This window comes from Desulfotomaculum sp., from assembly GCF_982386235.1.
In genome coordinates, this window is the sequence record NZ_CEVWQM010000034.1 from 1 (window position 1) to 23,703 (window position 23,703).

Genomic DNA, 23,703 nt, shown 5'->3' on the forward strand with positions numbered 1-23,703 from the left:
ACTGCTCAAAGAGTGAAACAAGCTATAGATGCCAATGCAATGCCTAAAGGCCCTTTAACCTGGAACCAACTCAGGGGGGTGTAACGGCATGACATACGGTGAGTTTTTATATGGGACACGGATATTCAGCGATGATGCAGGTAGTGATCAGCCGGAAATCCCTACCCCCGACCTGATGCAGTACCTCCCTCCATACTACAGTCGTGAAAAAGGTGAAATGTTAGCAATCCAACAGGCTAATGCGGAGGAGTTGGGTAAACTCCGTTACGCTGTCGATGATCTTCTTTGGCAGTTTTTTGTTAAAACTGCTACATGGGGGCTGGATTTATGGGAACGGGAACTAGGACTGACAACAGACCGATCTAAATCCTACGAGCGCAGGCGGGAAATCATCCTGGCGAAGTTGCGGGGGGCCGGTACGACAACTAAGGAAATGATCAAAAACGTTGCCACTGCCTTTTCTGGCGGCGAGGTGGCTGTAATTGAATACCCAGAGGAATGTCGGTTTGTGGTACAGTTCATTGGCATCAAGGGAATTCCGCCAAACATGGCTGGGTTTATAGCTATGCTGGAAGATATTAAGCCAGCCCATTTAGTTTGCGAGTTTAAGTACACGTACACGGTATGGAATATGCTGGGGGGATTAACTTGGAATCAGGCTGAACAAAAAACTTGGAACGAACTAAAAACTTACGAAGGGGCGTGATGAGATGAAATATACCGGGAACTTAAATTTAAAGAAGCCTGAAGGCACAGACATTGTAAATATTGACGATCTAAACGAAAATGCAGACATCCTAGATCTAGCGGTGGCGGGAAAAGTTGATAAGGTAACGGGTAAGGGGTTATCCGACGAAAGTTTTACCACTGCGGAAAAAAATAAACTAGCAGGTATCGCAACGGGGGCTAACAACTATACTCATCCTGCTACCCATCCTGCTAGCATGATAACAGAAGCTGTAGATAAACGATTCATGACAGATGCTGAAAGAACTAAGTTGGCAGGTATTGCAACTGGAGCTAATAACTATACCCACCCGGCTAATCACCCAGCGTCAATTATTTCCCAGGATGCTTCTAACAGGTTTGTAACTGACACTGAGAAAGCGAACTGGAACGCCAAAGAAACGCCTGCCGGAGCGCAAACGAAGGTAGATACTCATGCCAACAATACCACAACAGCCCATGGTGCAACTTCGGCGGCCACAGCTAATAAGATGATAATTCGTGATGCCGCTGGACGGGCAAAGGTGGCTGCACCTTCTGCAGCGGATGATATTGCCCGGAAGGACACGGTGGATGCAGTACAGGCAAACCTTAGTACGCATTTGGCCGATTATGCGACAACTCAAGATTTAACTTACTACGTTAATGCTGCAACTGGTAATGATGCAAATAACGGTCTAGCAAGCGGAAATGCTTTTAAAACTATCATGGCAGCAGTTAATAAACTGCCAAAGATTATTAACCACACCGTGGTCATTAATATAGCACCAGGTACTTACTCAGAAACAATAATTCTTAATGGTTATGTTGGGAGGGGTATGCTTAAAATACAAGGTGCTAATGTTTTGTCACAATCAAATAGTTATAATGTATTGGCTTTTCAGTTAGCTAATAGTGCCATAACAGTATTGCTTATTGGCATTAACTTTACAAGTACGGCAACGAATAACATAACTGCATGTATGGATGCACAAATACTTGAGTGTAGCATGACGACAATAACAGATAGTAACGGTATATTAACTGCCTCGGCGAATGTTAGTATTACAAATTGTAATATCTCTAACAAGCAAATGGCAATTGCGGCACATAGAAATTCTAAGGTGATGTCAGGGAGCAACAGTGGTAATGGAAATACTTACAGTCTAACTGCCTATGGTAACTCAACGATAGGCAAAACAGGAACACAACCAAGCGGAACTACGGCGGAGTATACGACTGGGGGTGGAGTAATTAGATGATAGGTATTGTCTACCAAAAAGAAGATAAAAAAATAGTCGCCATCGTCGAAGATGTGCAAAGTTACACATCTGACAGCATAACTGGTGTAGATAGTAGCATAAGAGGAATTGATTTAACTGTTGCTGACTATTGTATTGTTGATAAAACAGACTTGCAGGTTGGTGATACGTTAGGTAATTTTACGGATGTTCGACACCTTATCCCCCCTTCCCCAGATGAAAAAATAAAAAACTTGGAAGAACAAAACAAAGCTATGCAGGAAACTATTAACTTCCTGCTTGGACTATAAGGAGGCTAACATATGGCTAGTAGATTATTCAACTATTTTTTGATGTGCTGGGTTAACAGCACCGTAACAGAGGCACAGTTAGAAACTGCAGTACAGAAGGATTATATCACCTCAGCTGAAAAAGAAAGCATCTTAGCAACCCCCAAACTTACTGCATAACAGACTTAAAATGCGTCGTAACCGCCCCGGGTGAATGGGCGGTATTTTTATGCCCTTTAATCAGGGGCAATTGTTACCGGGAGGTGGGGGATTTGGGTAATGAGGATGTTGCCCGGTTGCAGGAACAAATCAAAACACTGTTCAGTGACGTGACCGAGCTTAAAGATGACATGCGGAAAATAAAAGAGGACCTATCAAAGCGACTACCAACTTGGGCAACCGCTTTGATTTCGCTACTTACCGCAGCAGTGGGGTGGCTGCTAAAATGAAAAATAAGTTTTCAAAGGTGATTGTAACGGCGGTGGTATTGCTGAATGTAGCTTTTACCGCCGCTGTACTATATGCGTTTCTGCGGGTAGGTTCAGAGCCGACGGCCTTAATAGCGGCGTGGTTTGCTTTTACGACGGGTGAATTGTGGATGTTAGCAGGTATACGCAAGAAAAAAATAGATAGAGGTGTATTAAATGAAAATAACGGAAACGAATCTCAGCTTCAGCAGCCTAACGCCAAGGAAATCAACTAAACGAATCATTATTCATCACGCAGCGACTAACGGCGACGTTGACGCGCAAACAGTACACGGATGGCATTTAAACAATGGCTGGTCAGGCATTGGGTATCATTATCTAATCAGAACAAACGGAGAAATCCAAAGGGGCCGCCCGGAACACGCCATAGGGTCGCATGTGGTCGGGGCTAATAGCGATAGTATAGGAATCTGCCTAGCGGGCAATTTCTCCAAGAGCGTACCATCTCCAGCGCAAATGGGGGCCTTGGTTGATCTAGTGCGGCACCTGCAGGGCAAGTATGGCAACATCCCTGTGATTGGTCATAGCGATGCGGGCCCGAGTGAGTGCCCGGGGAAACTGTTTCCCTGGCTGCAACTAAGGCAAATGTTAGCAGGGCAGGACTTGCGGTTACTAATCAACGGCAAAGATACAGCCGTACCTATCCGCAACAACGCCGGCAGGGTAGAGGCTAAGCTATCTGGCCAGTGGGTGCAGATTCGGGAGCTGTCAAACCTGCTAGGTGCAAGTCTGGCGTGGAACGCAGAAACAAAGACGGCCAGCATGGAGGTGTAGCAGATGCAAAGGGATTTTTTAACCCGGCTTAAAAGTCGCAAGTTTTTATCTGCTGCATTTTACGCAGCATTTATTTTGGCCAGCGAAGTTTTTGGCTGGCCCATCAGTTATGAAGCGTACGCCGCAGTTGGGAGTGCCGTGGGGCTATTTATCATAGGTGAGTCCTACGTTGATGGCAAGGCAGCGGGGAAGTGAGTCGGTCTTGTGAGTGGTGGGAGCTGGTGGATAACTACGCTCCCGGTCCGTTTGAGAGTATACCCAAGGAGAATTGCGGGACCTGCAGATATTACCTGTCCAATGGCTGTAAAATTTATGATACCGAACTAAATATTAAGTAGTTGACTAGCCCCGGGGAAACCCGGGGCTTTTTTGCTTTGCAATATCGACATTTTTTACTAGACAAGGATGGTAAAATGAAATAAAAGGAGGTATTGGAAAGTGAATATAGTGAAAATTGTTAGCGCAATCGTTATTATTGGAGCCATTTTTTGCGCGTTTAATAACGCAATTGTCACTGGAGATTGTTTGGATGCAGCAATAAACTATAAGTACTAAATAATAATCAAAGCCCCTGCCTTCGGGTGGGGGCTATTTTTATTTCTGTAACGTTTGTGTAATATCTGGGTGGTAAAATCTACTAAACTAAAAGTGGGGTGCATTAAATTATGAAAATAACCGTTAACGGTAATGTCAGCCAAAAAGAAATAGATGCCATAATCGCAGAAGAAAAAGAACGCCTTGCAACAATGGGCAAGGAAGTAGGCACTATTGAAATATCAGTGGTAAACCCTGAGGAGTTAGAAGTTAAGACATGGGCAAAATCTAATATTCGCCGGGTCAGGCGTATCACTGGGTATTTGAGCACAGCGGATAGGTTCAATGATGCAAAACAGGAAGAGTTAAGGGATAGAGTGGTGCATAGTTAGGCTTGGCCCCTGCCGATAGGTGGGGGTGTTTTATTTTTGTGGTGTATAGGGTAATAATATGGCGAATTGTCATTCTTTATTAATTTTACAAAACCACTTGATGAAAATGATGATTTATACTAAAATATTTGATAGGTGAATACTAGGGTAGGAGAGTGTTTGAAATAAAATTTTACAACAATGCTGATGAGTTAATCAAAAACGAATTGCCAATACATATCAGAGCACAGTTGTATCCCCTAATCGAAAGCGGTGTACGAGCCTATCAAGAATTTGTATATGAACATTTTAAGACATTTGACTCGGCCTTCATTCAAAACCTTAATGGTTGGTTATTAAACTACATGGTGTTTCGTCAATTTGAGTCAGACATGGTTAGCAGTAATTTTCCGTTTCAATGTGATGCCCAAATGGTTAATAATTTCAAGTATAAAAGTCTTAATTTGATTCGCGGAAATATTACTATTAACGTTGGTAAAGCGCGTGACGAATATGCTTTTCCTAATAGGTCAAAGTATAGGCTTAAGAATTGCCGGAACAATAGGTTTATAGAAGAATCACTGTTTCTCGAAGTAGATAGCTCGAACAATTTATTCGTTAAGAATGAACATTATTATTTACTCCTGACATACGGCTATAAACATGGTAATATAGGCTTTGTCAATTTAATTGTTCCAAACTACAAAATGACTGCCTTTGAAAAAGCGTGTGACCTAAAATCAGAATTTAGGCTATATAGCAATCAGGCAGATATAAAAGGTGATACCGAGAAAAAAGTAGCTTTCATAAAAGATGAAGTGCTACAGAAAATAAAGTTAATTAAAAAGGAAGATGTTTAAATGAAAGGGAAGGTTACGGAATTAGGCATCAATAAAAAGATTGTACCAGCCAGAGTAAGAGAAGCCAGAGTTTCCCGGGGCTATTCTTTGACAGATCTCTCTGAGTTATTAGGGGTTACCAGCCAAGCGATATCCCAATACGAGCTTGGTAGCTCAACTCCCAGTATGGCGGTATTAATGAACATGGTGGATACCCTTAAATTTCCGTTAAACTTCTTTTTGAAACCCAAAGATAATATTAACCCTAATTACGTAAATAGTGCTGTATATTTCAGAAGCATGAAGAGCACGCCTAAAAAACTAAAAGAGGCTTACAAATATCGTGTTCATTGGGCTGATGAAATACATCATTTTCTAAAAAAATATATAAATTTTCCAGTAATAGATCTTCCGCGATTTGATTATTTCAATGAAGTTGACTATGCTTTAATTGAAGAAAATGCCTTAAAACTTAGGGATCATTGGGGAATTTCAAAGGTGCCAGTTGATAATATGGTGGAATTGCTACAGGATAAAGGGTTCATAATATGCAGACTAGTCTTTGGAAGCAAAAAGGTAGATGCGTTCTCTCAACATTATAATAATATACCATATATTATCTTGGGATCAGATAAGTCAGCGGTTCGATCACGGTTTGATTTAGCACACGAACTCGGCCATTTAATACTACACCCTAATATTGACCAGGAAGGTATAGTAAAAAAAGAAATACTCGATAGAATCGAAGATGAAGCTAATTATTTTGCCGGAGCTTTTTTATTACCAAGCAATTCATTTTCGCAAGAAGTTATGTCTACGTCATTAGAACATTTTGTTTTCTTAAAGAGAAGATGGAAAGTATCGATAAGTGCTATGATTAAAAGGTGCGAGAAATTAAACCTTCTCACAGATAGCCAAATTAGGTACCTTAATGCCCAAATGACAAAAAAACAATACTGGAGAAATGAGCCATTAGATGATATTATACCGTTCGAACAACCATATTTATTTAAGCAGGCTTTTGAGTTATTAATCGACAATAACATTGTGTCTCCTGATGAAATATTAAATGAGTTGGGATATAATAAGGAGGAAATAGATTCCTTATGTTTTCTTCCAAAGAATTTACTAGAAAGAAGAAGAAACGTTACGAGGCTAACTCTAATTAATGATAATAACTACTAACCCACCCACCCGGTGGGTTTTTTATTCTCCTATAAAAATACAAAAGACCATGCCAATATCGCAAGGTCAGTTTGTTAATATTTTTCGCTTTTGTTATAACCAGTATTTTTCAAGGGTCTAGCCTGTGTCATATCGTTTTTTTATAGTCATCCCTTACAAAAAATTATATTATACTTTTAATATCCTGGGGACACCTGTCAACACAGCCAATTTATTCAGTTAATTCACCCTTTTTAGAGCTATTTTATGTACAGTTTCCCAAATTAAAGCAATAGTTATCTACTTGGCTATAATATTTTGCATCTGTTACATGTCATATAACCACCAGCAAAAGGTAAGAGCCCCTATAAATGCAAAAAACTACGATTTCCGTAGTTGATTTTTTATATTACTATTATTTTATCTCTTTGTCGAATCAGGTTCCGGCCCTTCAGCCTTCCCCTGGTAAAGCTTACTTGTTTGCATAGTCCAGGATTAATACCAGAACTATGAGCAATCCAATAAATTCAAAAAGATCGAATTTGCGCACGTATATTCCTCCTCTCTTAAAAAAGATAAGGAGAAGTCCGGACGTTCCTTTGTTCGATAGTTATCTTAGCAAAAATTTACCTCAGTAGCAACAGGATTATTATGGGTTGACGTGCCTCCTATTTATCAAATATATTATTATTTTATTATCTGTGTTTATCTCTCCGGTTATATCCAACTCGGTACCTTTAACTTGTTTATTACAAAGACATTTTCGTGTATTTTTTGAAGGAAAGCAAATAATAATGGTCTTGCTACACTGTGTTCAGAGATATGTTGGATGTTACTATTATTTTTGTAATTTAATAAGTTTAAAGAGCATACATTAAAAACAGAAGGATATGTATTACAATTGTGATACGGATCAAGAATAGCAAAACCCAGCGGTCGTGACCCGCCAGGCTTTGCTGTGGTAATGGCTACCAAAAACATAGAAAAAGAATTACTGCCACGACAAAGAAAATTGCAGCAATCGGTTTGGCTTGGGAAATTACCCAAATTATGGACGCAAAGGATGAAATGCCACTAAGAAACTGACCTAGTTCATTTAATGCAATTTTTTTGATCACCTTCCCCTGAAAAAATAGCCCTACAAAATCCATATGCAATTATAAATACCAATATTCTTCCTAGAACAAAAGAGTTTAGGAAGTTTTTCTTTGTATGGCTCCCTATCATTCAAGAGCAAAACGGAAAATTTACAAACAAAATATGACAATATATTCACTTTTCCCACTGTACGATCAACTATACCGATAAGTCAAAAAGCAATAACCCCTAGCCAGGGGCACTAGGGGTTGTAAAAGGAGAGAAACTAATGTGTTAGTAAGGCACTTGCCTATTGGTATAATATGGTAAAAGGATCAAAATGTTACTGTTATGCTAAGACATTACACCGGGTAAACTAACCCATGCCTTAGCGGCAAAAATATAACTTTCCGTTAAAGACCTGGCCCGGTGCCGGGTCTTTGGCGTGTATGGAACTATTTGCTCTTTAGCGGTTTTGCATTGCCTTTAATTAACACTAAATTATTTCAGGTATCCGCGTTCAAAATAGCATATTTTCAAAAAACACAGCATATGCTTCGAGTAACGCACCTCAGGCGAGGGAGTAACGCAGAAGCTTAATAGGCTATCTCTGACCATATGAAAAACCAGGCATTTTGCGCCTGGTTTACTTGTTTTTAGTGCCGCTAGCTATATCTTTGGCGGCTTTATTAATATCATAACTATCACGATCATAGTCCTTTGGATTCTGCTGAGCATCCTTAGTGTTTTTAATAATTGACCAAAGCAAAATAAAGCACCTCCAAATGTTATTATTAACACATTAGGATGTGCATATACATAAATAGGGGGCGGTGTCTATGAATTTAAATAATGTAGTCTTGCCTAAGGAAATGGAAGATATCTTAAGTGCTTTATTTACCAAGGCTAAAAAATTTAATGAAAATCTTAATGAAAGCAGTTTTGTAGAATTTATATTTGCATCTTGGTTAGAACCTTATTTAAGAGAACCCAAAATAGATACGGTAAAACGTAAAGATGTAATCCTCAAAAATGATTTGGAAAACATTATCAAGCACTCTGGCAAAACTCAGAAACAGATATGCCAGGAAACAGGACTTAATACCACATACCTCAACAGGATAATTAAAGGAAAATATGTACCGTCTATAACGGTGGCCCTGTTACTGTTAGATGCCTTAAATTATCATCCATGTAAACTTAAAGAAGTTTTTTATCTTGAACCTGTGCAGGAGTAAATTTCCTGAAACAGGTTTTCTTTTTTTGTAATGTTGGACAAACATCAAGGCATAGATATTAGCAAATACGCAAATTTGAGTTGTCGAATCCAAAAATCGGAAGGTGGGAAAGGCATGATCATTAAGATTAATGGCCAGGTCTTTGAGGACCGGCAAAAAGAAACTATGCAGGTAAAAACAGAATCCTTCTCCTGGGAGCCCGTTACCAGTTACCATCAGGAGGCCCCGGTTGAAGAACCAAAAAACAATATAACTTTGCGTGAAAAACTGGTCGAAGTCAAAGAAAAAATTAAAAGTAATTTTAATCCTGTATTCACCGGTGTCAATTTACTTGCTGCAGTACCAGCTCACGCAATGGCGGGTCAGTTTGGAGTAACAGCTACATCCCCCATCAGTTCTGCGGTACCTGCTGCAACAACATCATTTGGTGGTATGGGTATTGGCTCTGCCTTATCACCAGTTATCGCAATGCTTCAGGAATTGGCCCTGCCAGTCGGCATCGGCATGGCCATATGGGGCCTCATAGAGGTCATAGTTGGTAACTACGGCGGCAAAGACAAAATCAAATGGTCTATCTTGGGGTATATTGGGGTTTATCTTATACCATTTGCCTTTTTCCAGATCAAGAATTCTTTCAGCTTATTGCCAATTGGTTAGGAGGTAAAAGAAATGGCTGTTAATATCAAATGCGGTATTTGTGGAGCTAAAATTCATAAAGGCTTACGTTGCCCGAAAGGATGCCATGACAAGAAAGGTGGTAAATAGTTATGCCTGCAATCATTGCCTGGTTAGCAGGGTTAGGCTTTGTCAAAGCCGCCAGTGTATTAACCGGGATGGCTGCCGTTGGCATCGCTTTCTACAAATATAGCTACGAGATTTGTATTATGGCGGCAATGATTTCACTGTTATTCACTATGTTTGGGTTTCGAATGGCAAGGACTGGTGTATTGTTCTCCTTAGCGTTGTATGTTATCACTCAAATGCTGGGGGTGGCCCTTAGATGATTGAAAAGTATAGACCTGGGACAGTTGGGTTTCCGAACAGGGACATATTCCCTTGTGGTAAATCAAGGAAAGAAGGACAAATCGAAAATATCATCGATGCTGAGTTTTGGGAAGTAAAAAAACGTAAGCCTTTCAGTCTTGGTGAGCTGTACAAAGTTGTAGATCCTGGCCGTGCTGTCATACGGGTTCGCCCGGACACTTCGGTAAGAAATTGGCACACAGAGGATATCGCTAAGACCATTGCAGACCAATTCCGCATCCCGCTCGACCGTTTCTATATTGAGGATGGATGGAAACTGCGGTACCGTCCACTAGATCGTGTAAGCTGGGAAATAGAGTTCATCGACGGAGAGATCAACTTTCTTTTCAATGTCCCGGCCGATCTCGCCCAGGTATGGCTACGTAGACTATCTGGTATCTGGGAACGAGCAACAATTAAGATCGACGAAGAGTATCAGGAACAATGGAACCCAGCCAACACTACCCTGATGGAGCTTTTTTACCGTAAGCATGACATGTATAGCCTCCACGTAGATGCAAAGGATAATCTCCCGCTCCCTTCACTCTTACAGACAATCAAAACTATAACTCCTGGGGATAAAGCCAAGGTAATTGCTTATTTCGAACCGGTGGGACGCTCTGAATGGACTACAATCCAAAGAAACGCATGGGAACAACTTAGAAAAGGTAGGCAACCGGCCAAAAACTTTACTGACGGTAGAGCATTATTAAAATTAGGAGCCGTAGGACTGGGGCAAATCATTAGGGAGTTACTGTTAGGACTCGCGGATCTAATGAAGAGCCAAAACGATACACAACCCAACAGATATGCTCAAAAGGAAATAGACCCAGAGGCTGGTGCATTGGCTATTGAATCTCTCCAACCAGCTACAAAGCGAAAAGGAGAAATAGGAACCTTACGGACTTATCTCTGGGTAGTTGCTCAATCTAACGACAAAGCCACCAGAGAGGTAACAGCTAGAACATTAGCAGGGGCTTTTGCAGATCTGTCCTCTGACAATGAACTGCAGGCCCGGGAAATCAAAAACAAGAAAGCTAAAGCGGCTACGCTGGAAGTGATTACCACTAAAGGCGGGCTGAAAGTTAAAATGAATAACTCCACCCTTTCCACTGCTGAAGCTGGTAAACTAATACAAGTTCCTGGCCGGGAACTGCAGGAAGATTATCCTCAGGTTAACGGTATCAAAATACAGGAGGTTGTTTTACCAGAGGAATTGTTTAATACAGAAGGAATCCCCCTGGGAGATGTGACCGAAAGGGGAATAACCAGGAAGGCAATGTTACCAATCAGTGACGCCGACATCGAGTGCAAAGCAGAGATTAATTATGGAAACATGGGATGTGGAAAGACTGGCAGGGGGATTGTGCTGGCTGTACACGGAGTAACAAATGGCAGAACCGTATTCTTCTTTGATATGGCAGATGGGGCAGCTATTGATACCGCTAGGGATGCACTACCAGCAGATTTTCCAGACTGGAAATGTTTAGACTTAGACTTTGGTGACAAGAGGTGGCCTATTCCTTTAACTCTTACTGACGTTGCTATTAGAGGATTACAGTTATGCGATGATGATCTAGCAGCTCTCGATGCAGCTGAAAAAATGACCGATTATCTTTATACCTTCATTAACCAACTAGCAACATCAGAGTTTAGTGATCGCATGGAGTATTTCCTTACCCCGGTCGGAAAGGGGGTGCTGACCGATCCACAACGGGGGTTACTGGATATTATTCTAGCTCTGTCCTCACCGGTCTACCGAGAAGAATTACTAGCAGATCAACTTATCCAATCCCAGCCAGAAGTTGTCGCCGTCCTCCAAGAGTTACAGAGGAAGGCTGTAAATGCTGCCGACAAAACATTAGTCCAACCCATAGTAGACCGTCTAAATCTACTTGCAGGAAAACGGACACTGGCAAACATCTTTCTCCAACCTGAGAAAATTAAAGATAATGGCAAACCTGTTCTGGACCTTCGTGAGTTGATGGATAACAACCCCATGGGGGATCCATCCATTGACAAGTATGGTTACTTTGTTGGTATCAGGGTCCCCAAAGCTGAATTAGGTAAGGATGGAGTTAACAGAGTTGCCTCCTATCTAATGGCAAAAATTTGGTTAGCCACATTATCAAGACTAGACACCACGCAGAACCAGCGGCAACCATTTTACACTATCATCGATGAACCGCACAATTGTCTGGAAGGCACCGGCCCCTTGCTTGATGGTGAGATCGGGGTGGAGGCGCGGAAGTATCGAAATAAAATGGTGTTCTTGGCCCACTCAGCGGAACAGTTCGGTAAGTACAAATCAGGCATCTATGCCGGTGGTCCTTTCTTTAATTTCTTTAAGACTGAGTACCAGAAAACTTTTACTGACCATGCCGAAAAGCTAAAGCCACTCGAAGCTAAAACACTTTACGAACAATTACCCAAGCGATGGGTAGCAGCATGCAAGATGGAGCTTCCCGGGGCAGATTCGTTGCCTACTTTTATATGCCAAATGCAGGCCCCACCAAGGATGGTTAAGGACAGAAGTTATCGTAGGGAACAATGCTCAAAAACTTATGGTCGGGAATGGAAAGAGGTGTCAGGCCATATCCTTCAAAGACGACAGGTTGCACTCCAAGATGAGCTTTGGAGGGAGAACCGTCAGGCGGAAATTGATGCTCAGAAAGAGGCCGAAAAGGAAGCTAAAAAGGCAGAGCGGGAGGCCAAGAAGAATAAGAAATGATGCTCCTTCAAATCACTGAGGGGAAGGGCGTAAAACATTGCCAGAACATCGCCAACATGTCGCCAAAACTACCCCAACTTACCCAAGTTGATTATTAACTAGCCAAAAAGAAATCCAGTAATTTCAATGGTTTACTTCCCTAAAACCAGTAAAATCAAGGCAAGTTGAAGGACTTAAAATCCTGCGAGGTTTACCCCTCGTGCCGGTTCGACCCCGGCTCCGGGCACCATAATCAAGGGACTAGGTACTTACCTAGTCCCTTTTTTCATTTATCGCACCGTCAATTGACGGTTATTTTGACGGTTTAAGGGTACTATTTAATTTATTGGCATTTTCTTTATTCATATCCTCAAGGACATGTTGGTAGTCATTTATAGGAAGTTGTATAAGAACTCTCGACTTTCCCTGATAGCTGCCATCAGTAAACCCACCCCTTATCCCCTCCCAATGGGGGGAGGTCATTCATTATACTCCGCCTTTATCGCTGTTTCCCGCTCCTTAGTAGATGTCTTTGCTAGATTTTCTATACGGCGACTAAGATTTTTTGGGTTCTCAAATATTTCCTAAAGGAATAACCCCTAGCCGTGCCACTAGGGGTTATTCCCAAGGAGAGAATGCAAATTGTAAAAGAAGCATTCACCTAATGGTATAATATGGTTAACGGTCCAAAATGTTACTGTAAAAGCAAAATTTATACCTTGTACACCGCACATTTGTTTGCTATACTCAAACCAAACAAATGTGCGGTGGTGATTGGTATGTGTAAATTGTATCGACAGTCTGTAGAAATCCACCCCGGCCCCGACGGTCAGCCCCTTAGTTTTAAGTGGAAAGACAACTGGTATCTGATAGAAAGGGGCTACCCATATAAGATAGACAAGCAGAATTGGCAATGGTATCAAAGCATGGGCATGGATCCTTACCTTGAACGCTATCGTTGTTACACCGATAGAAACTTAGATTGCGACCTGGTACAAGAGCAGAGCCTATGGATACTTGAAAGGGTATGGGATTAATGAGACAATGTAGTTCATGCAAATACTATGTGACTGTCATTGGCCGGATTTTGTGTGTTGTATTTTACGTTCCCAATAAATTAAGTACCCGATGGGGTACTTTCTCTAAACGAAAAATAGGACTGTCTCCTTATTTTTTGCCACCACTGTACAGAGGATGAGGGGTCAGAATGCCTCAATCCTTACCGAGAGGGTTTGGAGATGACCGGAGCATTAAATATAAAAAATTACCAGCAAATAATGTGCTGGTAATTTTTATTTTACTATTTGATCTTTAGTAAAACCCTTGGGACCCACTGCAATTAGTTCAGGCTCAGGTTTTACTTCTGATTCGGAGATAAGGCGTTTTTCTACTATTATTTCATTTTGGTATACCACTTCGTAGGTTTTTAAAAGATAGCCATTTCGACCCGGGCGGCAAATTACCACTTGACCGGGCAGGAGGTTTTTATCTTCCATATAGTTTCGTACGGGTTTGGTAATGGAGCGTGTGGTTTCAAGTTTAATTAATCGGACAGACGCTCCGGGGCGGTGACCTAAAATACTGACCAGGAGGTTTCCCTGCTGGATTTGACTGGTGATTAAAATGGGGTAGTCTGTATTATTGAGAAACTTAAAGTCAATAAGATCCCCTGCGATGGTGGCATCCCTGCCACCAGGAGCATAGGCCACGGGCAGCGAGTGAGGTACCCTTTCCACGACTGTTAAGTTGGCCAATAAAACAGCATTATAAAGAGTTGTAGCCAATTGGCAGACACCACCACCATAATCTGGAATTAGCCTATTGTTAACAATTACAGGGGCTTGCAGGTAGCCATTTTCCTTACTTCGGGGACCAAGGACCTTGTTTAATGAAAAGACCTGTTTTGGTGGTAGGATAAAGTTATTAACCAGTTGGCTGGCTAATTGGATATTATGAGTACGGGCCCTGTCGGCCGCGTCAAATTGAGTTATAAACATGGCTAGTCTGGCATTTATACCACTAAAATCCGCTGGGCTGATGTCTGGCTCGAGGGTCTTAAATTGGAGTTCCAGTTCGTGTTGGTTTAGCGGCAGCATGATTAATTTATGAATGGTGGCGGTATTATCCAGTGTTCTGCCTTTAATACCTTGAAAAAGGGTAATGTTATTTTCGCTAAAAGAAAGCTGAGAATTCTGAGCCGGCACATTGTACTGAGCGGCAAGGCGTTCAAGAATTTCATTTATAGAATCTTTGTTAAAGGACTTAACCAGGGGAAGGTCCTTTTTGTTACGGATGGCACGTGGTAAATCCATCAAGCTGGTGGCTGCCTTCTGGCTATACAGGAAGGCCTTCCTTACCGTAGCATCATAATCTAAAGTGTAATCAATATCCCCATAACAAATATAAGTAGGCTGTCCCTCGGGGTCCACTAACATTAGCAGACTTTCTGGCTTGGGCCAGGGAATAGATTCCTTAAGTTTGTTGACAGCTGCTTGATGGGATAGTCCGCCCAGATTAATGCCTTGCACGGAGATTCCCGGTAACAGACTATCCCGATAATAGTATTGAATAGCAGCACTGGACAGGCTGATGCAAACCCATATTTGAATACCCAAGGCAAGGGTAACCAAGGAGATAAGCCTAATTTTAGTCACGGTTGTTTAGGGTTAACTCCACAAACTTGTCAGCAGTCACAGCTCGGTCCACCATTTGCTGGGTAATCTTGTCACCTTCTTTAGCTATTGTCTGGCCATCATCTGCTATAATATCCAGGGTAACAGTGCGACCAATTAGGTATTGCTTTTGCTTATCCTCAAATATCTTAAGAGGGTCTTCCAGCACGGCAGGTGGTGTTTTTTCGGACTCGGTATTCTCAATGGCTGCTACGATTAACTGGGAAGGATCTTCTGCTAAAGCAACGTCAAAATTTTCTTCCACCACCAGCATGCCTTGACCAAAGGTAACAACAAGGTTAGTCGGAATATAGCCCGTTCTTGAATTGTCTGTGGCGACCCAGCGGCAGGCATGAATTTTACCTGTTTCTTCATCGATAGAAAGCTCATCAATGAGCCCGTTGATTCGACCCTTTTTTGTAATAACCTTAGAGCCGATGACCGCAACTCCCTTGCTGATCAGTTCAAGTGCATTGGGCACAGCAGTAATATTGACAACTTTTGCTTTGGTTTCAGTGGTTAGAGCATCTTCTCCAATACCTAGAACATCCTGGATAGAAATTACCCTTCGTTCCAGATACCACTGTTCGGGTTCGATTATTAGATAGTCCACTGAGCCGGTATTTGGATTAATTACCAATTCTTCTACCTTTCCCAGAGAAGCTACCTCCACAATGCTTAAAACAGGCAAGCCTACAATGTTGCTTTTTAATTTCACATGATTTACTCCTTTCGTGTAATCAGTCTATTAATTTAGAGAGTTGATATAGGCCTCTCTACGTATTGCTTCCGGAACCTGTTCATAGGGAATTTGATGATAGCCTCCGGTGGTTAAGAGGCTGTTCAAACACTGGATAAATCGAAGCTTAGCTTTTAACGGTTCTAATCCCGGGTGTCCTTGAAGGTCCGGATGTGTCATAAAACTTTGGATAATGTCCGAAGCCATTGGATAGAGTCCAATATATTGGTAAAGGGAACTAAGTTCACCGATGGTCAGGTAGAGAATTTCAGATGAAGGGTTATAATTAAAAATTTTATTAAAAGAACGTACCGCCAAGGCGTATTGCTTAAGCCTTACGAAGCGAATACCTTGTGTTAATAGGGATTGCGGGGTTACCTCAATATCAGCAGGCGGTTGCTCCTTAGGTGGCGTTACAACTTCGGAAGTTTCCACGATGTCGATCGGCTCGTGTTTCATCTCGGCTGGTTCATTAGCAGCCGGTATGGTTAATTCGGGCTGTTGGGAGTCAGAATATACCGAAGAAAAAGAAATAGCAGTGTTTGGTTGAGCTAAGGGCTCATTTTGTAAGCAAGGCTGTGGGTCAACTTCTTCTATAGGAGGGATATTGTTGGTTAAATCTTTATAGTTGGTTTCGATTGGGCTAATGCTGTCTTCTTCAGTTGTTGCGTCCACTGTCTCCGGTGAGGGGTCTAGCTGACAAGGCTCAGACTCCACGGAAGCTGTGCGATGCTGCGGTAACCTCTTGGCAATAAAGAAACTACTGAATAACATGAGCAAGCCTAAGCAAACCACCGTTTTCCAAAGGGGTAGTTCTGCTTGTAGCCTAGGATAAAGCATCCCCAATAGAAAGACCGCGAAGGACACTTTAAGCGCCAATAGCTTGGTAAATACCTTTTTATTAATAAAATATAGGGCAAGGGAGAGGGTTACAAGGGTAAGGTAATAAACCCACATTTTAATCCTCCAAAATTAGTTATAAAATACCGCTTTTAGTCGTAAAAATGCAATGCAGTAAATTACGTCGTCTTATACACTAAGTCCTTTTCAGTTAAAATAAATGAGAATATAGTCCTTGGTTTTATAGGACATAAGACTTAATTTAGGACTCGTCGGAACATGATAAAATAGTGCCAAGATGGGATTGATGTTAATGAATGAAAAAGAAAAGGCTTTGTTGCAAGCTGAACTGAAAAGGGTAAAGTTTAGAATTCAGATACTTAAGATCATAGAGGACAAGCTTAGAGAAATGAGCGGTTTGGCCGAGCAGGCGGCCGGCAATGAGCTCAGTCAAGAGGAGATCGTTGTTATTCAATCTCGTATGAACGAGTTAATAAGTGAAATAGATATATTAGAAAAAATAAAGGAGCCTGAGGTATTTAATTAAGTTCATGCTGGCTAAGGCGAGAAGGTACCCGGTACCCCTAAAATTCGACAACAATGACTTTGGCAGGTGTCGAATTTGAAAACTTCCGAGGAAGTCCGAGGGGATATAACCCTGACAATGCAAGAGATAGGAGAACTTATCGAATGCTACGGACTCAATTGGCACCGTTCGATGTTGAGCGGGATTTACTTAAATGGCAATATCAAAGTGTCGGTTAGGTGGGAGTTACCCTATTAATGCGACACAACTGAGAATAGGTTGTACTGAACAGTAGCAATAGATGGTTTATGTGCAGCAAAGATTTATTTTTTTAATGTTTTGCGAGACATGCCATACATTAGTTCAATTGTGTGACAGAAAAGGGTGTTATGCTATGCCAGTAAATTCATTTGAGAACTATCCTATGACTTGGAAACCTGTCATAGACAGAACCATTAAACCGCTATATCTTTCTCTGGCAAATCAACTGGAACAGGATATGATAAAGGGTTCGATACTTCCGGGAACTAAATTACCACCCTATAGAGAACTGGCGGATTTCTTGGATATAAATGTCAGCACGGTTGCAAAGGCTTTCAAAGTGTGCCTGCTAAAAGGGTTATTAAGTACAACCGTTGGTAGCGGTACATTTGTTTCCTTTGATGCCCTATCCAATGCCTATCTGCTTGCCGAAGGCAGACCAAAGAATTTAATTGAGATGGGTGCTACTATACCTGAGCCATCCTCTTATGAGCCACTTATGCTACTATTCAAAAATATGATGAACGAATCTGATTTTGCAAAATGGTTCAGTTATAGCAGGCCGAATGATGTGCTTTGGCAGAAAGATGCTGCTGTAAAACTTATGGGAAAAGGTGGGTACATTACAGATATTGAGACGATTTTATTTGCTAATGGTGGTCAAAATGCAATTACCGCAATCCTGGCTGGTCTCTGCAAGCATGGAGATAAGATTGGTACGGATCCGCATACTTACCCTGGCCTAAAAACCACTGCTGGCATGTTAGGTATTCAATTAGTACCGATTAAACATACAGACGGAGAAATGGATGAGCATGCCCTTATTAATGCCTGCAAAAATGAAAACCTGAAAGGTATTTATCTAATACCAGATAATCAAAATCCAACAACCCATAAAATGTCACTTGTGCGCAGAAAGGCATTGGCCCAAACTGCAAAAGAATATAATATTTTCATAATTGAGGATGCTGCTTATCATCTGATGTGTGAAAAGCCAATACCGGCAGTGGCATCTTTTGCACCAGAGCAGACAATCTATATTGCCAGCCTTTCAAAAACAATTGGTCCTGGCCTTCGATTAGCTTATGTATCGGTTCCCAAACAGTATAAAAAACCTCTGTCTAATGCCCTTTATAACCTGAATATTTCTATTTCACCGTTAATGGCAGAATTAGCTGCTCGCATGATTGTTTCCAGGAATATTGACACCATCATCGACAGCCATCGCAAAAACACCATTCTAAGAAATCAATTGGTCAATGCCTATCTATCAGAATATGATTGCCGGGGTGAAAACACCTGTATATTCCGCTGGTTGATACTACCGACCAAAATATCAGGTGCAGGTTTTGAAAGACTAGCTTTGGAGCATGGTGTTCAGGTATATGCTGCCGAGCGATTTACTGTTGGAAAAAGTATACCGGAAAAAGCAGTTCGTATCTCTGTCTGTGCACCTGAAACCATAGAAGAATTAGAGCAAGGCCTAAAGGTTTTACAGAGGCTGTTGGATTCGCTTCACTCGTAATCAGTAAATTGTACGCCACACAATAAAACGATTGTGTGGCGTATTTTCATGTGCTAACATAATTTTAGAGTTAGAGTATAGGATCTAAAGGGGAATACATCCTTGAAGACTTTTCGTTTTGTCATTAAGCAAATAACACCTTTGTTATTCTCTTATTTTTTTGTCGGCATTGCCTTTGGCATTCTCATAAACGATGTGGGATATTCTGCTCTATGGGCTTGCCTAGCTGGAATCTTCATCTATGCAGGTTCGATGCAGATTGTTATGGTTTCGCTTATGAGCGCTGGCGTACCGCTTCACATGGTTGCAATAATGACATTCTTCATAAATGCAAGACACATTTTTTACGGTATTGGATTTGTTGATAGGTTTCGCAAGATGGGATGGAAGTACCCCTATATGGTTTTAACATTAACCGATGAAACATATTCCGTGCTTTGCTCTATCAAATATCCTGATAACATGGATGAACAAAAAGTAGACTTTTATATTGCCCTAACCTGCCATTTATTATGGATTTTCAGTTGCACAGCTGGAGCTTTAATTGGTCAGATGATAACTGTAGATATGACAGGGATTGAATTTTCTGCTACCGCATTTTTTGTCGTGGTTTGTGTTAATCAATGGCGTCAGTTTAATTCTCACATCCCAGCTGTTGCAGGCCTTGCCAGTGCCGTTGTCTTCTATATGCTGTTGGGCGCAGACAGTTTTTTGCTTCCGGCATTATCGGTCAGTATGATTGTACTTATCATTATGAAGGATACGATAAACCAGCAAATGGGAGGGATGAAATATAACCATTGATTTTGGCTATTCTGTAGCAACCCTGATTGTAGTAGCAATTGTAACAGCGTTCACCCGGGCTATACCGTACCTTTTATTTGGTGGAAAGAAAGAACTCCCGACAACTGTCAAATATCTAGGGAACGTATTACCTGCCTCGATTATGATTATTTTAGTGGTCTACTGTCTGAGAAAAATTGACCTTACATCTTTCCCCTTTGGGCTCCCTGAATTATTTTCGGTTGCAATTGTGATAGTAGCTCAAGTCACAAAAAATAATACGTTTCTTAGTATCTTACTCGGTACAGCATGTTATATGATTTTGATTCGCACCGTGTTTTCGGTATGAAGTAAAAATCCATAAAATAGAATCAAACAGTATAAAGAAAAGGCAAGGCCTCAGTCAGAGTGGCTACGTATTATTTATATTTGCACAAAACATACCTGGTGCGCACGGGCTAAAAAATGTGCAGTAAATAAAAGCAGGGCAACTTTTATACTTTCCCTGCTTGCCTCATACAAAAACTGGAGGACAGGATTATTTTATTTCCCGAGGATATAATCCAATCTCCTTTTTTAAAGCATAATAACTATCCCTAGCTTCTTGAGAGAACTGATGAAACTTTATTAGTTTTTCACATTGCTGTTCATCACAAAGCGCGCAGTTCTCCAACCCGCTACTACTACAGCACTGTTTGATATCACAAGTCTGACAAAAGCGGATTTGTCTACCTCCCACAGTTAAACATCCGTCGCAGTTGATATCTTCAGGCTTCAGGTCAAACCCGTACTTCTCTGCGTACAATATAGCAGTTTTCTGTCTTGCAACATCATCATTATTCTTAGTAGCTAGAAACGTAGGGCAGTTAGAGCAGATAAGTCCGCAGCGAGCTATCATTCTAGGCATAAGCTTTCTCTCCTTTCCTATAAGATTAATTAATTTGATAATACTATGAATGTTATATAAATGTAATTAGTTAACTTAAAAAACTAGTGAACATTTCATACCTGGTGCACAATAGCTAAATAATATACATCATATATTAAGCTAACCGATCCAAGACTATTTATCTTATTCAACTTACAGTTGAATCTTCAAAAAAATCAACTTTTAGGTTATTGTTAGCCCGATATCTAAAGCATTAAAATTTCATTTAGGGGGTGTAAAATATTGAAAGATAAATTTGCAAAAAATATTAACCGATACCGAAAAGAAAAAGGGCTAACTCAAGAAGGACTTGCAGAAAAACTTGGAATTACCTATCAAGCAGTTTCCAAGTGGGAAAATGCACAGGCAATGCCTGATATTACATTGCTACCAGAAATATCTAAGGTCTTAGAAGTCAGCGTTGATAAATTACTAGGATATATATCATATGATAAACAAGTTACTATATATGAAGAAGAATATGCAATCCCGGGATATTATTGGGGGTCAAACCCAATTCGGCATGTTACCAAGTACTTGAGTTAATGCCACCAACCAGGCATTTAAAGATATTAGATATTGGGGGTGGTGAAGGTAAAGACTCTGTTTTTTTTGCAAGAAATGGATATGATGTTACAACATTTGATATTTCTGATCTAGGTATCGAAAAAACCAAGAAACTTGCTGATATGGTTGGGGTCAATGTAAAGGTATTTAAGGCAGATATTTTGGATTTTCGATTGACTTCAAATTTTGATATCCTTTTTTCAAGTGGGGTTTTACATTATATAAATCCACGATACCGAGAAGAAATACTTGAAAATTATAAGAAATATACAAATAAAAATGGGATGCACTTTTTTAATGTGTTTGTTCAAAAACCTTTTATAGACCCACCTCCTGAAAAAGAACCGAATGCATACGTCTGGAGGTCTGGGGAATTGTTATCTTATTACCATGACTGGATTATAGAGAGTTGCTCCGAAGTAATTCTTGATTGTAATTCGTCAGGAATACCACATCAACATGCAATGAGTATAGTAATTACAAAAAACCCAAACTAGAAAACTGTTCGCATTCGAGTAATGGATAAGTGGTCGTTCTGATGAATATAACATTAAATAATGAGTAAGACAGAAAGTAACATATAGAAGTCAGTCCCCAGTTTGAGGGACGCCTTCCTGTATTTTTCTGCGTTATGTAATTGGCGCGTTTTATCACACTAACGGGTAGGATGTGCATTGAATCAATCCAAATTGACAGGTCAAATGCGGTAATTTTACAAACTAACCCAAATTATTTTATATTCACAGATGTACAGTTGCTAACACATTATTTTCTGCATTATTTAGGCCAACCTCCTTCCGGGGCATTGTCTCATAATTATCGGGAAGTTGAAATGCGGCTCCTAATTGACGCTTACATATCAAGCTGCCTTGTCCCTGGCGTAGCTGCGATCGGGGGTGGGGTGTAAAAAAACTTATATGAATTTGCTTACAGATCACTTATGAAGGATAATAGTATTATCCCCGAGAGGTTTGGTTAGAAATAGCAACAGCAATAGGAGTGTAGAACATGAGAAGAAAAGACCGAGAAATAAAAAGCCTTAGCGAAATTATCGAGGTTATGAAATCGTGCGATGTTTGCCATGTAGCATTTTTTGATGATGAATACCCGTATGTAGTGCCGATGAATTTTGGTATTCAGGTGAATGGCAGTGATGTAACTCTGTACTTTCATGGTGCTAAAATAGGCAAAAAGCATGATTTAATAAAGAAAAATAATAAAGTTGCTTTCGTGATGGAATGTACACATGGAATTGTAACTGGGAAACAAGTTGGTGCTTGTGAGTGTACGATGGAATTTGAAAGCGTTATGGGTACAGGCGTAATAGACTATTTGGATGATGATCATCAAAAGGTCGAAGCATTGTACACATTGCTGGAACACTATAATGTGTCCGAGGGTCCAGAATATCATTTTCATAATGAGGTTGTACCAAGAACGACCGTGCTTCGTTTAAAAGTTCACAGTTTGACAGGTAAGATAAGAAATGTTGTGAAACAGGCAGTTATAGGATCGTGAGTAAACTATATTTGAGGTGATAATAGCCACGACTTAACCTGCCAAGTCGTGGCTATTTTATGTTTACATACTTTATTTATCGTCAATTTTGAGTCCCCGTACAAAAGTTAGTCTAAACTCAGGGGTTAATGTGATAGGTTTCTAGACTGGAAGTAACTTGTGTGCCCTCTGAAAAGAACTCTCTTTTAACAAGGCCAACATCTTGCTTAAAATACTCAAAAATAGTGGAGTTTTCTTGTGTTACTTTCACTTTGATACAGTTGGTAAATGACCCGGCCGGGGTTTCCACTGTAGCATTAATGCTTACGATTTCCCTGTTCCCATGGGGCACGTCCCATTTTGTGCCTACTGACAGAGGGAGTTTCAGGATAATTGTATGATCATTTGGCTCTTGATTGATAACGTTCGTATCTTCATAGGCTTCGCCCTGAAAATAGATGCGGCTGATCTCTTGATCGGTTACTTGTAAAACAGAAATACTTACGGTGCCACCGTTATCTTCACGCAGCTGGGCTTTATTGTCCTGCAAAAATAATACTTCCCGGCTAAAGGAGGCATACTCATTTCCTTCACCCTGGTATTCCCAGGTGCTTCCTTTGGTCATGGGAAAGAAATCCCTAAGATTTTTACTTTCACTAGGGGAAACAAAAATGGGAGCTACCCGATATAGATAAAAAAGGGCAAGCAATAGAATGAAAAACCAGGTTAATTTGCTTCTCATCATTTTTTTCAACATAATGGTTCTACCTCCCTATTGAATAAATTGCATATTTATGTAAATATTTTATCATTAACCAGGTAAAAAGTTAAATATTGGACTCATTATCGTTGGTGGGCACGTGGTAGTATAATGAGGAATTAGAAGGGATACCGGACGAGGTATTAGCTGG

Annotated in this window: 29 protein-coding genes; 23 read left to right on the plus strand and 6 right to left on the minus strand. The window is 40.7% G+C overall.

What is annotated here, in order from left to right; all coding sequences use genetic code 11:
* Positions 1 to 88: 88 nt before the first annotated feature.
* The 11 genes from AC1U9Z_RS16035 to AC1U9Z_RS16085 all read left to right on the plus strand — a co-directional run bounded on the left by AC1U9Z_RS16035 (position 89) and on the right by AC1U9Z_RS16085 (position 6,427).
* Positions 89 to 706: a YmfQ family protein gene (locus AC1U9Z_RS16035; RefSeq protein WP_479958325.1), complete on the plus strand. Its 618-nt coding sequence runs from the start codon at positions 89 to 91 to the stop codon at positions 704 to 706.
* Positions 707 to 710: 4 nt separating this feature from the next.
* Positions 711 to 1,967, plus strand: a complete 1,257-nt coding sequence (locus tag AC1U9Z_RS16040; RefSeq protein WP_479958326.1) for a hypothetical protein — start codon at positions 711 to 713, stop codon at positions 1,965 to 1,967.
* Positions 1,964 to 2,257 (plus strand): hypothetical protein, encoded by a 294-nt coding sequence (locus tag AC1U9Z_RS16045; protein WP_479958327.1) that lies wholly within the window; start codon positions 1,964 to 1,966, stop codon positions 2,255 to 2,257. Before AC1U9Z_RS16040 ends, AC1U9Z_RS16045 begins: the two co-directional genes overlap by 4 nt.
* Before the next feature lie 12 nt (positions 2,258 to 2,269).
* Entirely contained in the window at positions 2,270 to 2,416 is a 147-nt protein-coding gene (locus tag AC1U9Z_RS16050) for a hypothetical protein (protein WP_479958328.1), read from the plus strand.
* Between the two features lie 92 nt (positions 2,417 to 2,508).
* Positions 2,509 to 2,685 carry a hypothetical protein gene (locus tag AC1U9Z_RS16055; RefSeq protein ID WP_479958329.1) on the plus strand — a complete coding sequence of 59 codons (177 nt, stop codon included), beginning with the start codon at positions 2,509 to 2,511 and terminating at the stop codon, positions 2,683 to 2,685.
* Complete coding sequence (locus AC1U9Z_RS16060) at positions 2,682 to 2,939, plus strand: hypothetical protein (protein WP_479958330.1); 258 nt, start codon at positions 2,682 to 2,684, stop codon at positions 2,937 to 2,939. The genes AC1U9Z_RS16055 and AC1U9Z_RS16060 overlap by 4 nt, the downstream gene beginning before the upstream one ends.
* Complete coding sequence (locus AC1U9Z_RS16065; RefSeq protein WP_479958331.1) at positions 2,881 to 3,498, plus strand: N-acetylmuramoyl-L-alanine amidase; 618 nt, start codon at positions 2,881 to 2,883, stop codon at positions 3,496 to 3,498. Before AC1U9Z_RS16060 ends, AC1U9Z_RS16065 begins: the two co-directional genes overlap by 59 nt.
* Before the next feature lie 3 nt (positions 3,499 to 3,501).
* Positions 3,502 to 3,693, plus strand: coding sequence for a hypothetical protein (locus tag AC1U9Z_RS16070; RefSeq protein WP_479958332.1), 192 nt, complete (start codon positions 3,502 to 3,504; stop codon positions 3,691 to 3,693).
* Positions 3,694 to 4,163: 470 nt separating this feature from the next.
* Entirely contained in the window at positions 4,164 to 4,424 is a 261-nt protein-coding gene (gene nrdD / locus AC1U9Z_RS16075; RefSeq protein ID WP_479958333.1) for an anaerobic ribonucleoside-triphosphate reductase, read from the plus strand.
* A 155-nt stretch (positions 4,425 to 4,579) separates the two neighbouring features.
* A complete protein-coding gene (locus AC1U9Z_RS16080) occupies positions 4,580 to 5,263 on the plus strand; it encodes a hypothetical protein (RefSeq protein ID WP_479958334.1) in 684 nt (227 codons plus the stop codon).
* Positions 5,264 to 6,427 carry a helix-turn-helix domain-containing protein gene (locus AC1U9Z_RS16085; protein ID WP_479958335.1) on the plus strand — a complete coding sequence of 388 codons (1,164 nt, stop codon included), beginning with the start codon at positions 5,264 to 5,266 and terminating at the stop codon, positions 6,425 to 6,427.
* A gap of 1,702 nt (positions 6,428 to 8,129) precedes the next feature.
* On the opposite strand, the gene AC1U9Z_RS16090 is transcribed toward AC1U9Z_RS16085, so the two are convergent.
* Positions 8,130 to 8,252, minus strand: coding sequence for a hypothetical protein (locus tag AC1U9Z_RS16090; protein WP_479958336.1), 123 nt, complete (start codon positions 8,250 to 8,252; stop codon positions 8,130 to 8,132).
* A 70-nt stretch (positions 8,253 to 8,322) separates the two neighbouring features.
* Between AC1U9Z_RS16090 and AC1U9Z_RS16095 the strand changes: the two genes are divergently transcribed.
* From AC1U9Z_RS16095 to AC1U9Z_RS16115, 5 genes are all read left to right on the plus strand, one after another.
* Positions 8,323 to 8,721, plus strand: coding sequence for a helix-turn-helix domain-containing protein (locus tag AC1U9Z_RS16095; protein ID WP_479958337.1), 399 nt, complete (start codon positions 8,323 to 8,325; stop codon positions 8,719 to 8,721).
* Between the two features lie 114 nt (positions 8,722 to 8,835).
* The gene (locus tag AC1U9Z_RS16100; RefSeq protein ID WP_479958338.1) at positions 8,836 to 9,378 is read left to right on the plus strand and encodes a hypothetical protein; all 543 of its coding nucleotides are present in this window, start codon (positions 8,836 to 8,838) and stop codon (positions 9,376 to 9,378) included.
* 110 nt (positions 9,379 to 9,488) lie between these two features.
* A complete protein-coding gene (locus tag AC1U9Z_RS16105; protein WP_479958339.1) occupies positions 9,489 to 9,725 on the plus strand; it encodes a hypothetical protein in 237 nt (78 codons plus the stop codon).
* Positions 9,722 to 12,475 (plus strand): hypothetical protein, encoded by a 2,754-nt coding sequence (locus tag AC1U9Z_RS16110; protein WP_479958340.1) that lies wholly within the window; start codon positions 9,722 to 9,724, stop codon positions 12,473 to 12,475. The genes AC1U9Z_RS16105 and AC1U9Z_RS16110 overlap by 4 nt, the downstream gene beginning before the upstream one ends.
* 758 nt (positions 12,476 to 13,233) lie before the next feature.
* On the plus strand, positions 13,234 to 13,491 hold the full coding sequence (locus AC1U9Z_RS16115) for a hypothetical protein (RefSeq protein ID WP_333529112.1): 258 nt from the start codon (positions 13,234 to 13,236) through the stop codon (positions 13,489 to 13,491).
* Between the two features lie 255 nt (positions 13,492 to 13,746).
* Here the strand turns inward: AC1U9Z_RS16115 and AC1U9Z_RS16120 are convergent, their stop codons facing one another.
* From AC1U9Z_RS16120 to AC1U9Z_RS16130, 3 genes are read right to left on the minus strand one after another with little or no spacing between them, the layout of a single operon-like run.
* Complete coding sequence (locus AC1U9Z_RS16120) at positions 13,747 to 15,108, minus strand: VanW family protein (protein ID WP_333529113.1); 1,362 nt, start codon at positions 15,106 to 15,108, stop codon at positions 13,747 to 13,749.
* Positions 15,101 to 15,844, minus strand: a complete 744-nt coding sequence (locus tag AC1U9Z_RS16125) for a PRC-barrel domain-containing protein (protein ID WP_479958341.1) — start codon at positions 15,842 to 15,844, stop codon at positions 15,101 to 15,103. The genes AC1U9Z_RS16120 and AC1U9Z_RS16125 overlap by 8 nt, the downstream gene beginning before the upstream one ends.
* Positions 15,845 to 15,874: 30 nt before the next feature.
* A complete protein-coding gene (locus AC1U9Z_RS16130) occupies positions 15,875 to 16,822 on the minus strand; it encodes a hypothetical protein (RefSeq protein WP_479958342.1) in 948 nt (315 codons plus the stop codon).
* A gap of 196 nt (positions 16,823 to 17,018) precedes the next feature.
* On the opposite strand from AC1U9Z_RS16130, the gene AC1U9Z_RS16135 reads away from it, so the two are divergent.
* The 4 genes from AC1U9Z_RS16135 (at position 17,019) to AC1U9Z_RS16150 (ending at position 20,149) form a co-directional block, all read left to right on the plus strand.
* Positions 17,019 to 17,252, plus strand: a complete 234-nt coding sequence (locus tag AC1U9Z_RS16135; RefSeq protein WP_333529116.1) for a hypothetical protein — start codon at positions 17,019 to 17,021, stop codon at positions 17,250 to 17,252.
* A 289-nt stretch (positions 17,253 to 17,541) separates the two neighbouring features.
* A complete protein-coding gene (locus AC1U9Z_RS16140; RefSeq protein WP_479958343.1) occupies positions 17,542 to 19,017 on the plus strand; it encodes an aminotransferase-like domain-containing protein in 1,476 nt (491 codons plus the stop codon).
* A 102-nt stretch (positions 19,018 to 19,119) separates the two neighbouring features.
* A complete protein-coding gene (locus AC1U9Z_RS16145) occupies positions 19,120 to 19,821 on the plus strand; it encodes an AzlC family ABC transporter permease (RefSeq protein ID WP_333529118.1) in 702 nt (233 codons plus the stop codon).
* A gap of 25 nt (positions 19,822 to 19,846) precedes the next feature.
* Positions 19,847 to 20,149: a branched-chain amino acid transporter permease gene (locus AC1U9Z_RS16150; RefSeq protein ID WP_442886011.1), complete on the plus strand. Its 303-nt coding sequence runs from the start codon at positions 19,847 to 19,849 to the stop codon at positions 20,147 to 20,149.
* A gap of 189 nt (positions 20,150 to 20,338) precedes the next feature.
* Here AC1U9Z_RS16150 and AC1U9Z_RS16155 read toward each other — a convergent pair whose 3' ends face one another.
* The gene (locus AC1U9Z_RS16155; protein WP_333529119.1) at positions 20,339 to 20,707 is read right to left on the minus strand and encodes a DUF3795 domain-containing protein; all 369 of its coding nucleotides are present in this window, start codon (positions 20,705 to 20,707) and stop codon (positions 20,339 to 20,341) included.
* Positions 20,708 to 20,971: 264 nt separating this feature from the next.
* On the opposite strand from AC1U9Z_RS16155, the gene AC1U9Z_RS16160 reads away from it, so the two are divergent.
* From AC1U9Z_RS16160 to AC1U9Z_RS16170, 3 genes are all read left to right on the plus strand, one after another.
* Positions 20,972 to 21,274: a helix-turn-helix domain-containing protein gene (locus tag AC1U9Z_RS16160; protein WP_479958344.1), complete on the plus strand. Its 303-nt coding sequence runs from the start codon at positions 20,972 to 20,974 to the stop codon at positions 21,272 to 21,274.
* Positions 21,274 to 21,792 (plus strand): class I SAM-dependent methyltransferase, encoded by a 519-nt coding sequence (locus AC1U9Z_RS16165; RefSeq protein WP_479958345.1) that lies wholly within the window; start codon positions 21,274 to 21,276, stop codon positions 21,790 to 21,792. The genes AC1U9Z_RS16160 and AC1U9Z_RS16165 overlap by 1 nt, the downstream gene beginning before the upstream one ends.
* A 511-nt stretch (positions 21,793 to 22,303) precedes the next feature.
* Positions 22,304 to 22,813 (plus strand): pyridoxamine 5'-phosphate oxidase family protein, encoded by a 510-nt coding sequence (locus AC1U9Z_RS16170; RefSeq protein ID WP_333529121.1) that lies wholly within the window; start codon positions 22,304 to 22,306, stop codon positions 22,811 to 22,813.
* Positions 22,814 to 22,931: 118 nt separating this feature from the next.
* On the opposite strand, the gene AC1U9Z_RS16175 is transcribed toward AC1U9Z_RS16170, so the two are convergent.
* Positions 22,932 to 23,549, minus strand: a complete 618-nt coding sequence (locus AC1U9Z_RS16175) for a TapB family protein (RefSeq protein ID WP_479958346.1) — start codon at positions 23,547 to 23,549, stop codon at positions 22,932 to 22,934.
* Between the last annotated feature and the right edge of the window lie 154 nt (positions 23,550 to 23,703).

Excerpts from the sequence above, each read along its gene's own strand:
- AC1U9Z_RS16035 (WP_479958325.1), top strand. The coding sequence starts at position 89 with ATGACATACGGTGAGTTTTTATATGGGACACGGATATTCAGCGATGAT.
- AC1U9Z_RS16040 (WP_479958326.1), top strand. The coding sequence starts at position 711 with ATGAAATATACCGGGAACTTAAATTTAAAGAAGCCTGAAGGCACAGAC.
- AC1U9Z_RS16045 (WP_479958327.1), top strand. The coding sequence starts at position 1,964 with ATGATAGGTATTGTCTACCAAAAAGAAGATAAAAAAATAGTCGCCATC.
- AC1U9Z_RS16050 (WP_479958328.1), top strand. The coding sequence starts at position 2,270 with ATGGCTAGTAGATTATTCAACTATTTTTTGATGTGCTGGGTTAACAGC.
- AC1U9Z_RS16060 (WP_479958330.1), top strand. The coding sequence starts at position 2,682 with ATGAAAAATAAGTTTTCAAAGGTGATTGTAACGGCGGTGGTATTGCTG.
- AC1U9Z_RS16065 (WP_479958331.1), top strand. The coding sequence starts at position 2,881 with ATGAAAATAACGGAAACGAATCTCAGCTTCAGCAGCCTAACGCCAAGG.
- AC1U9Z_RS16070 (WP_479958332.1), top strand. The coding sequence starts at position 3,502 with ATGCAAAGGGATTTTTTAACCCGGCTTAAAAGTCGCAAGTTTTTATCT.
- nrdD (WP_479958333.1), top strand. The coding sequence starts at position 4,164 with ATGAAAATAACCGTTAACGGTAATGTCAGCCAAAAAGAAATAGATGCC.
- AC1U9Z_RS16085 (WP_479958335.1), top strand. The coding sequence starts at position 5,264 with ATGAAAGGGAAGGTTACGGAATTAGGCATCAATAAAAAGATTGTACCA.
- AC1U9Z_RS16095 (WP_479958337.1), top strand. The coding sequence starts at position 8,323 with ATGAATTTAAATAATGTAGTCTTGCCTAAGGAAATGGAAGATATCTTA.
- AC1U9Z_RS16100 (WP_479958338.1), top strand. The coding sequence starts at position 8,836 with ATGATCATTAAGATTAATGGCCAGGTCTTTGAGGACCGGCAAAAAGAA.
- AC1U9Z_RS16105 (WP_479958339.1), top strand. The coding sequence starts at position 9,489 with ATGCCTGCAATCATTGCCTGGTTAGCAGGGTTAGGCTTTGTCAAAGCC.
- AC1U9Z_RS16110 (WP_479958340.1), top strand. The coding sequence starts at position 9,722 with ATGATTGAAAAGTATAGACCTGGGACAGTTGGGTTTCCGAACAGGGAC.
- AC1U9Z_RS16115 (WP_333529112.1), top strand. The coding sequence starts at position 13,234 with ATGTGTAAATTGTATCGACAGTCTGTAGAAATCCACCCCGGCCCCGAC.
- AC1U9Z_RS16130 (WP_479958342.1), bottom strand. The coding sequence starts at position 16,822 with ATGTGGGTTTATTACCTTACCCTTGTAACCCTCTCCCTTGCCCTATAT.
- AC1U9Z_RS16135 (WP_333529116.1), top strand. The coding sequence starts at position 17,019 with ATGAATGAAAAAGAAAAGGCTTTGTTGCAAGCTGAACTGAAAAGGGTA.
- AC1U9Z_RS16155 (WP_333529119.1), bottom strand. The coding sequence starts at position 20,707 with ATGCCTAGAATGATAGCTCGCTGCGGACTTATCTGCTCTAACTGCCCT.
- AC1U9Z_RS16165 (WP_479958345.1), top strand. The coding sequence starts at position 21,274 with ATGCCACCAACCAGGCATTTAAAGATATTAGATATTGGGGGTGGTGAA.
- AC1U9Z_RS16170 (WP_333529121.1), top strand. The coding sequence starts at position 22,304 with ATGAGAAGAAAAGACCGAGAAATAAAAAGCCTTAGCGAAATTATCGAG.
- AC1U9Z_RS16175 (WP_479958346.1), bottom strand. The coding sequence starts at position 23,549 with ATGTTGAAAAAAATGATGAGAAGCAAATTAACCTGGTTTTTCATTCTA.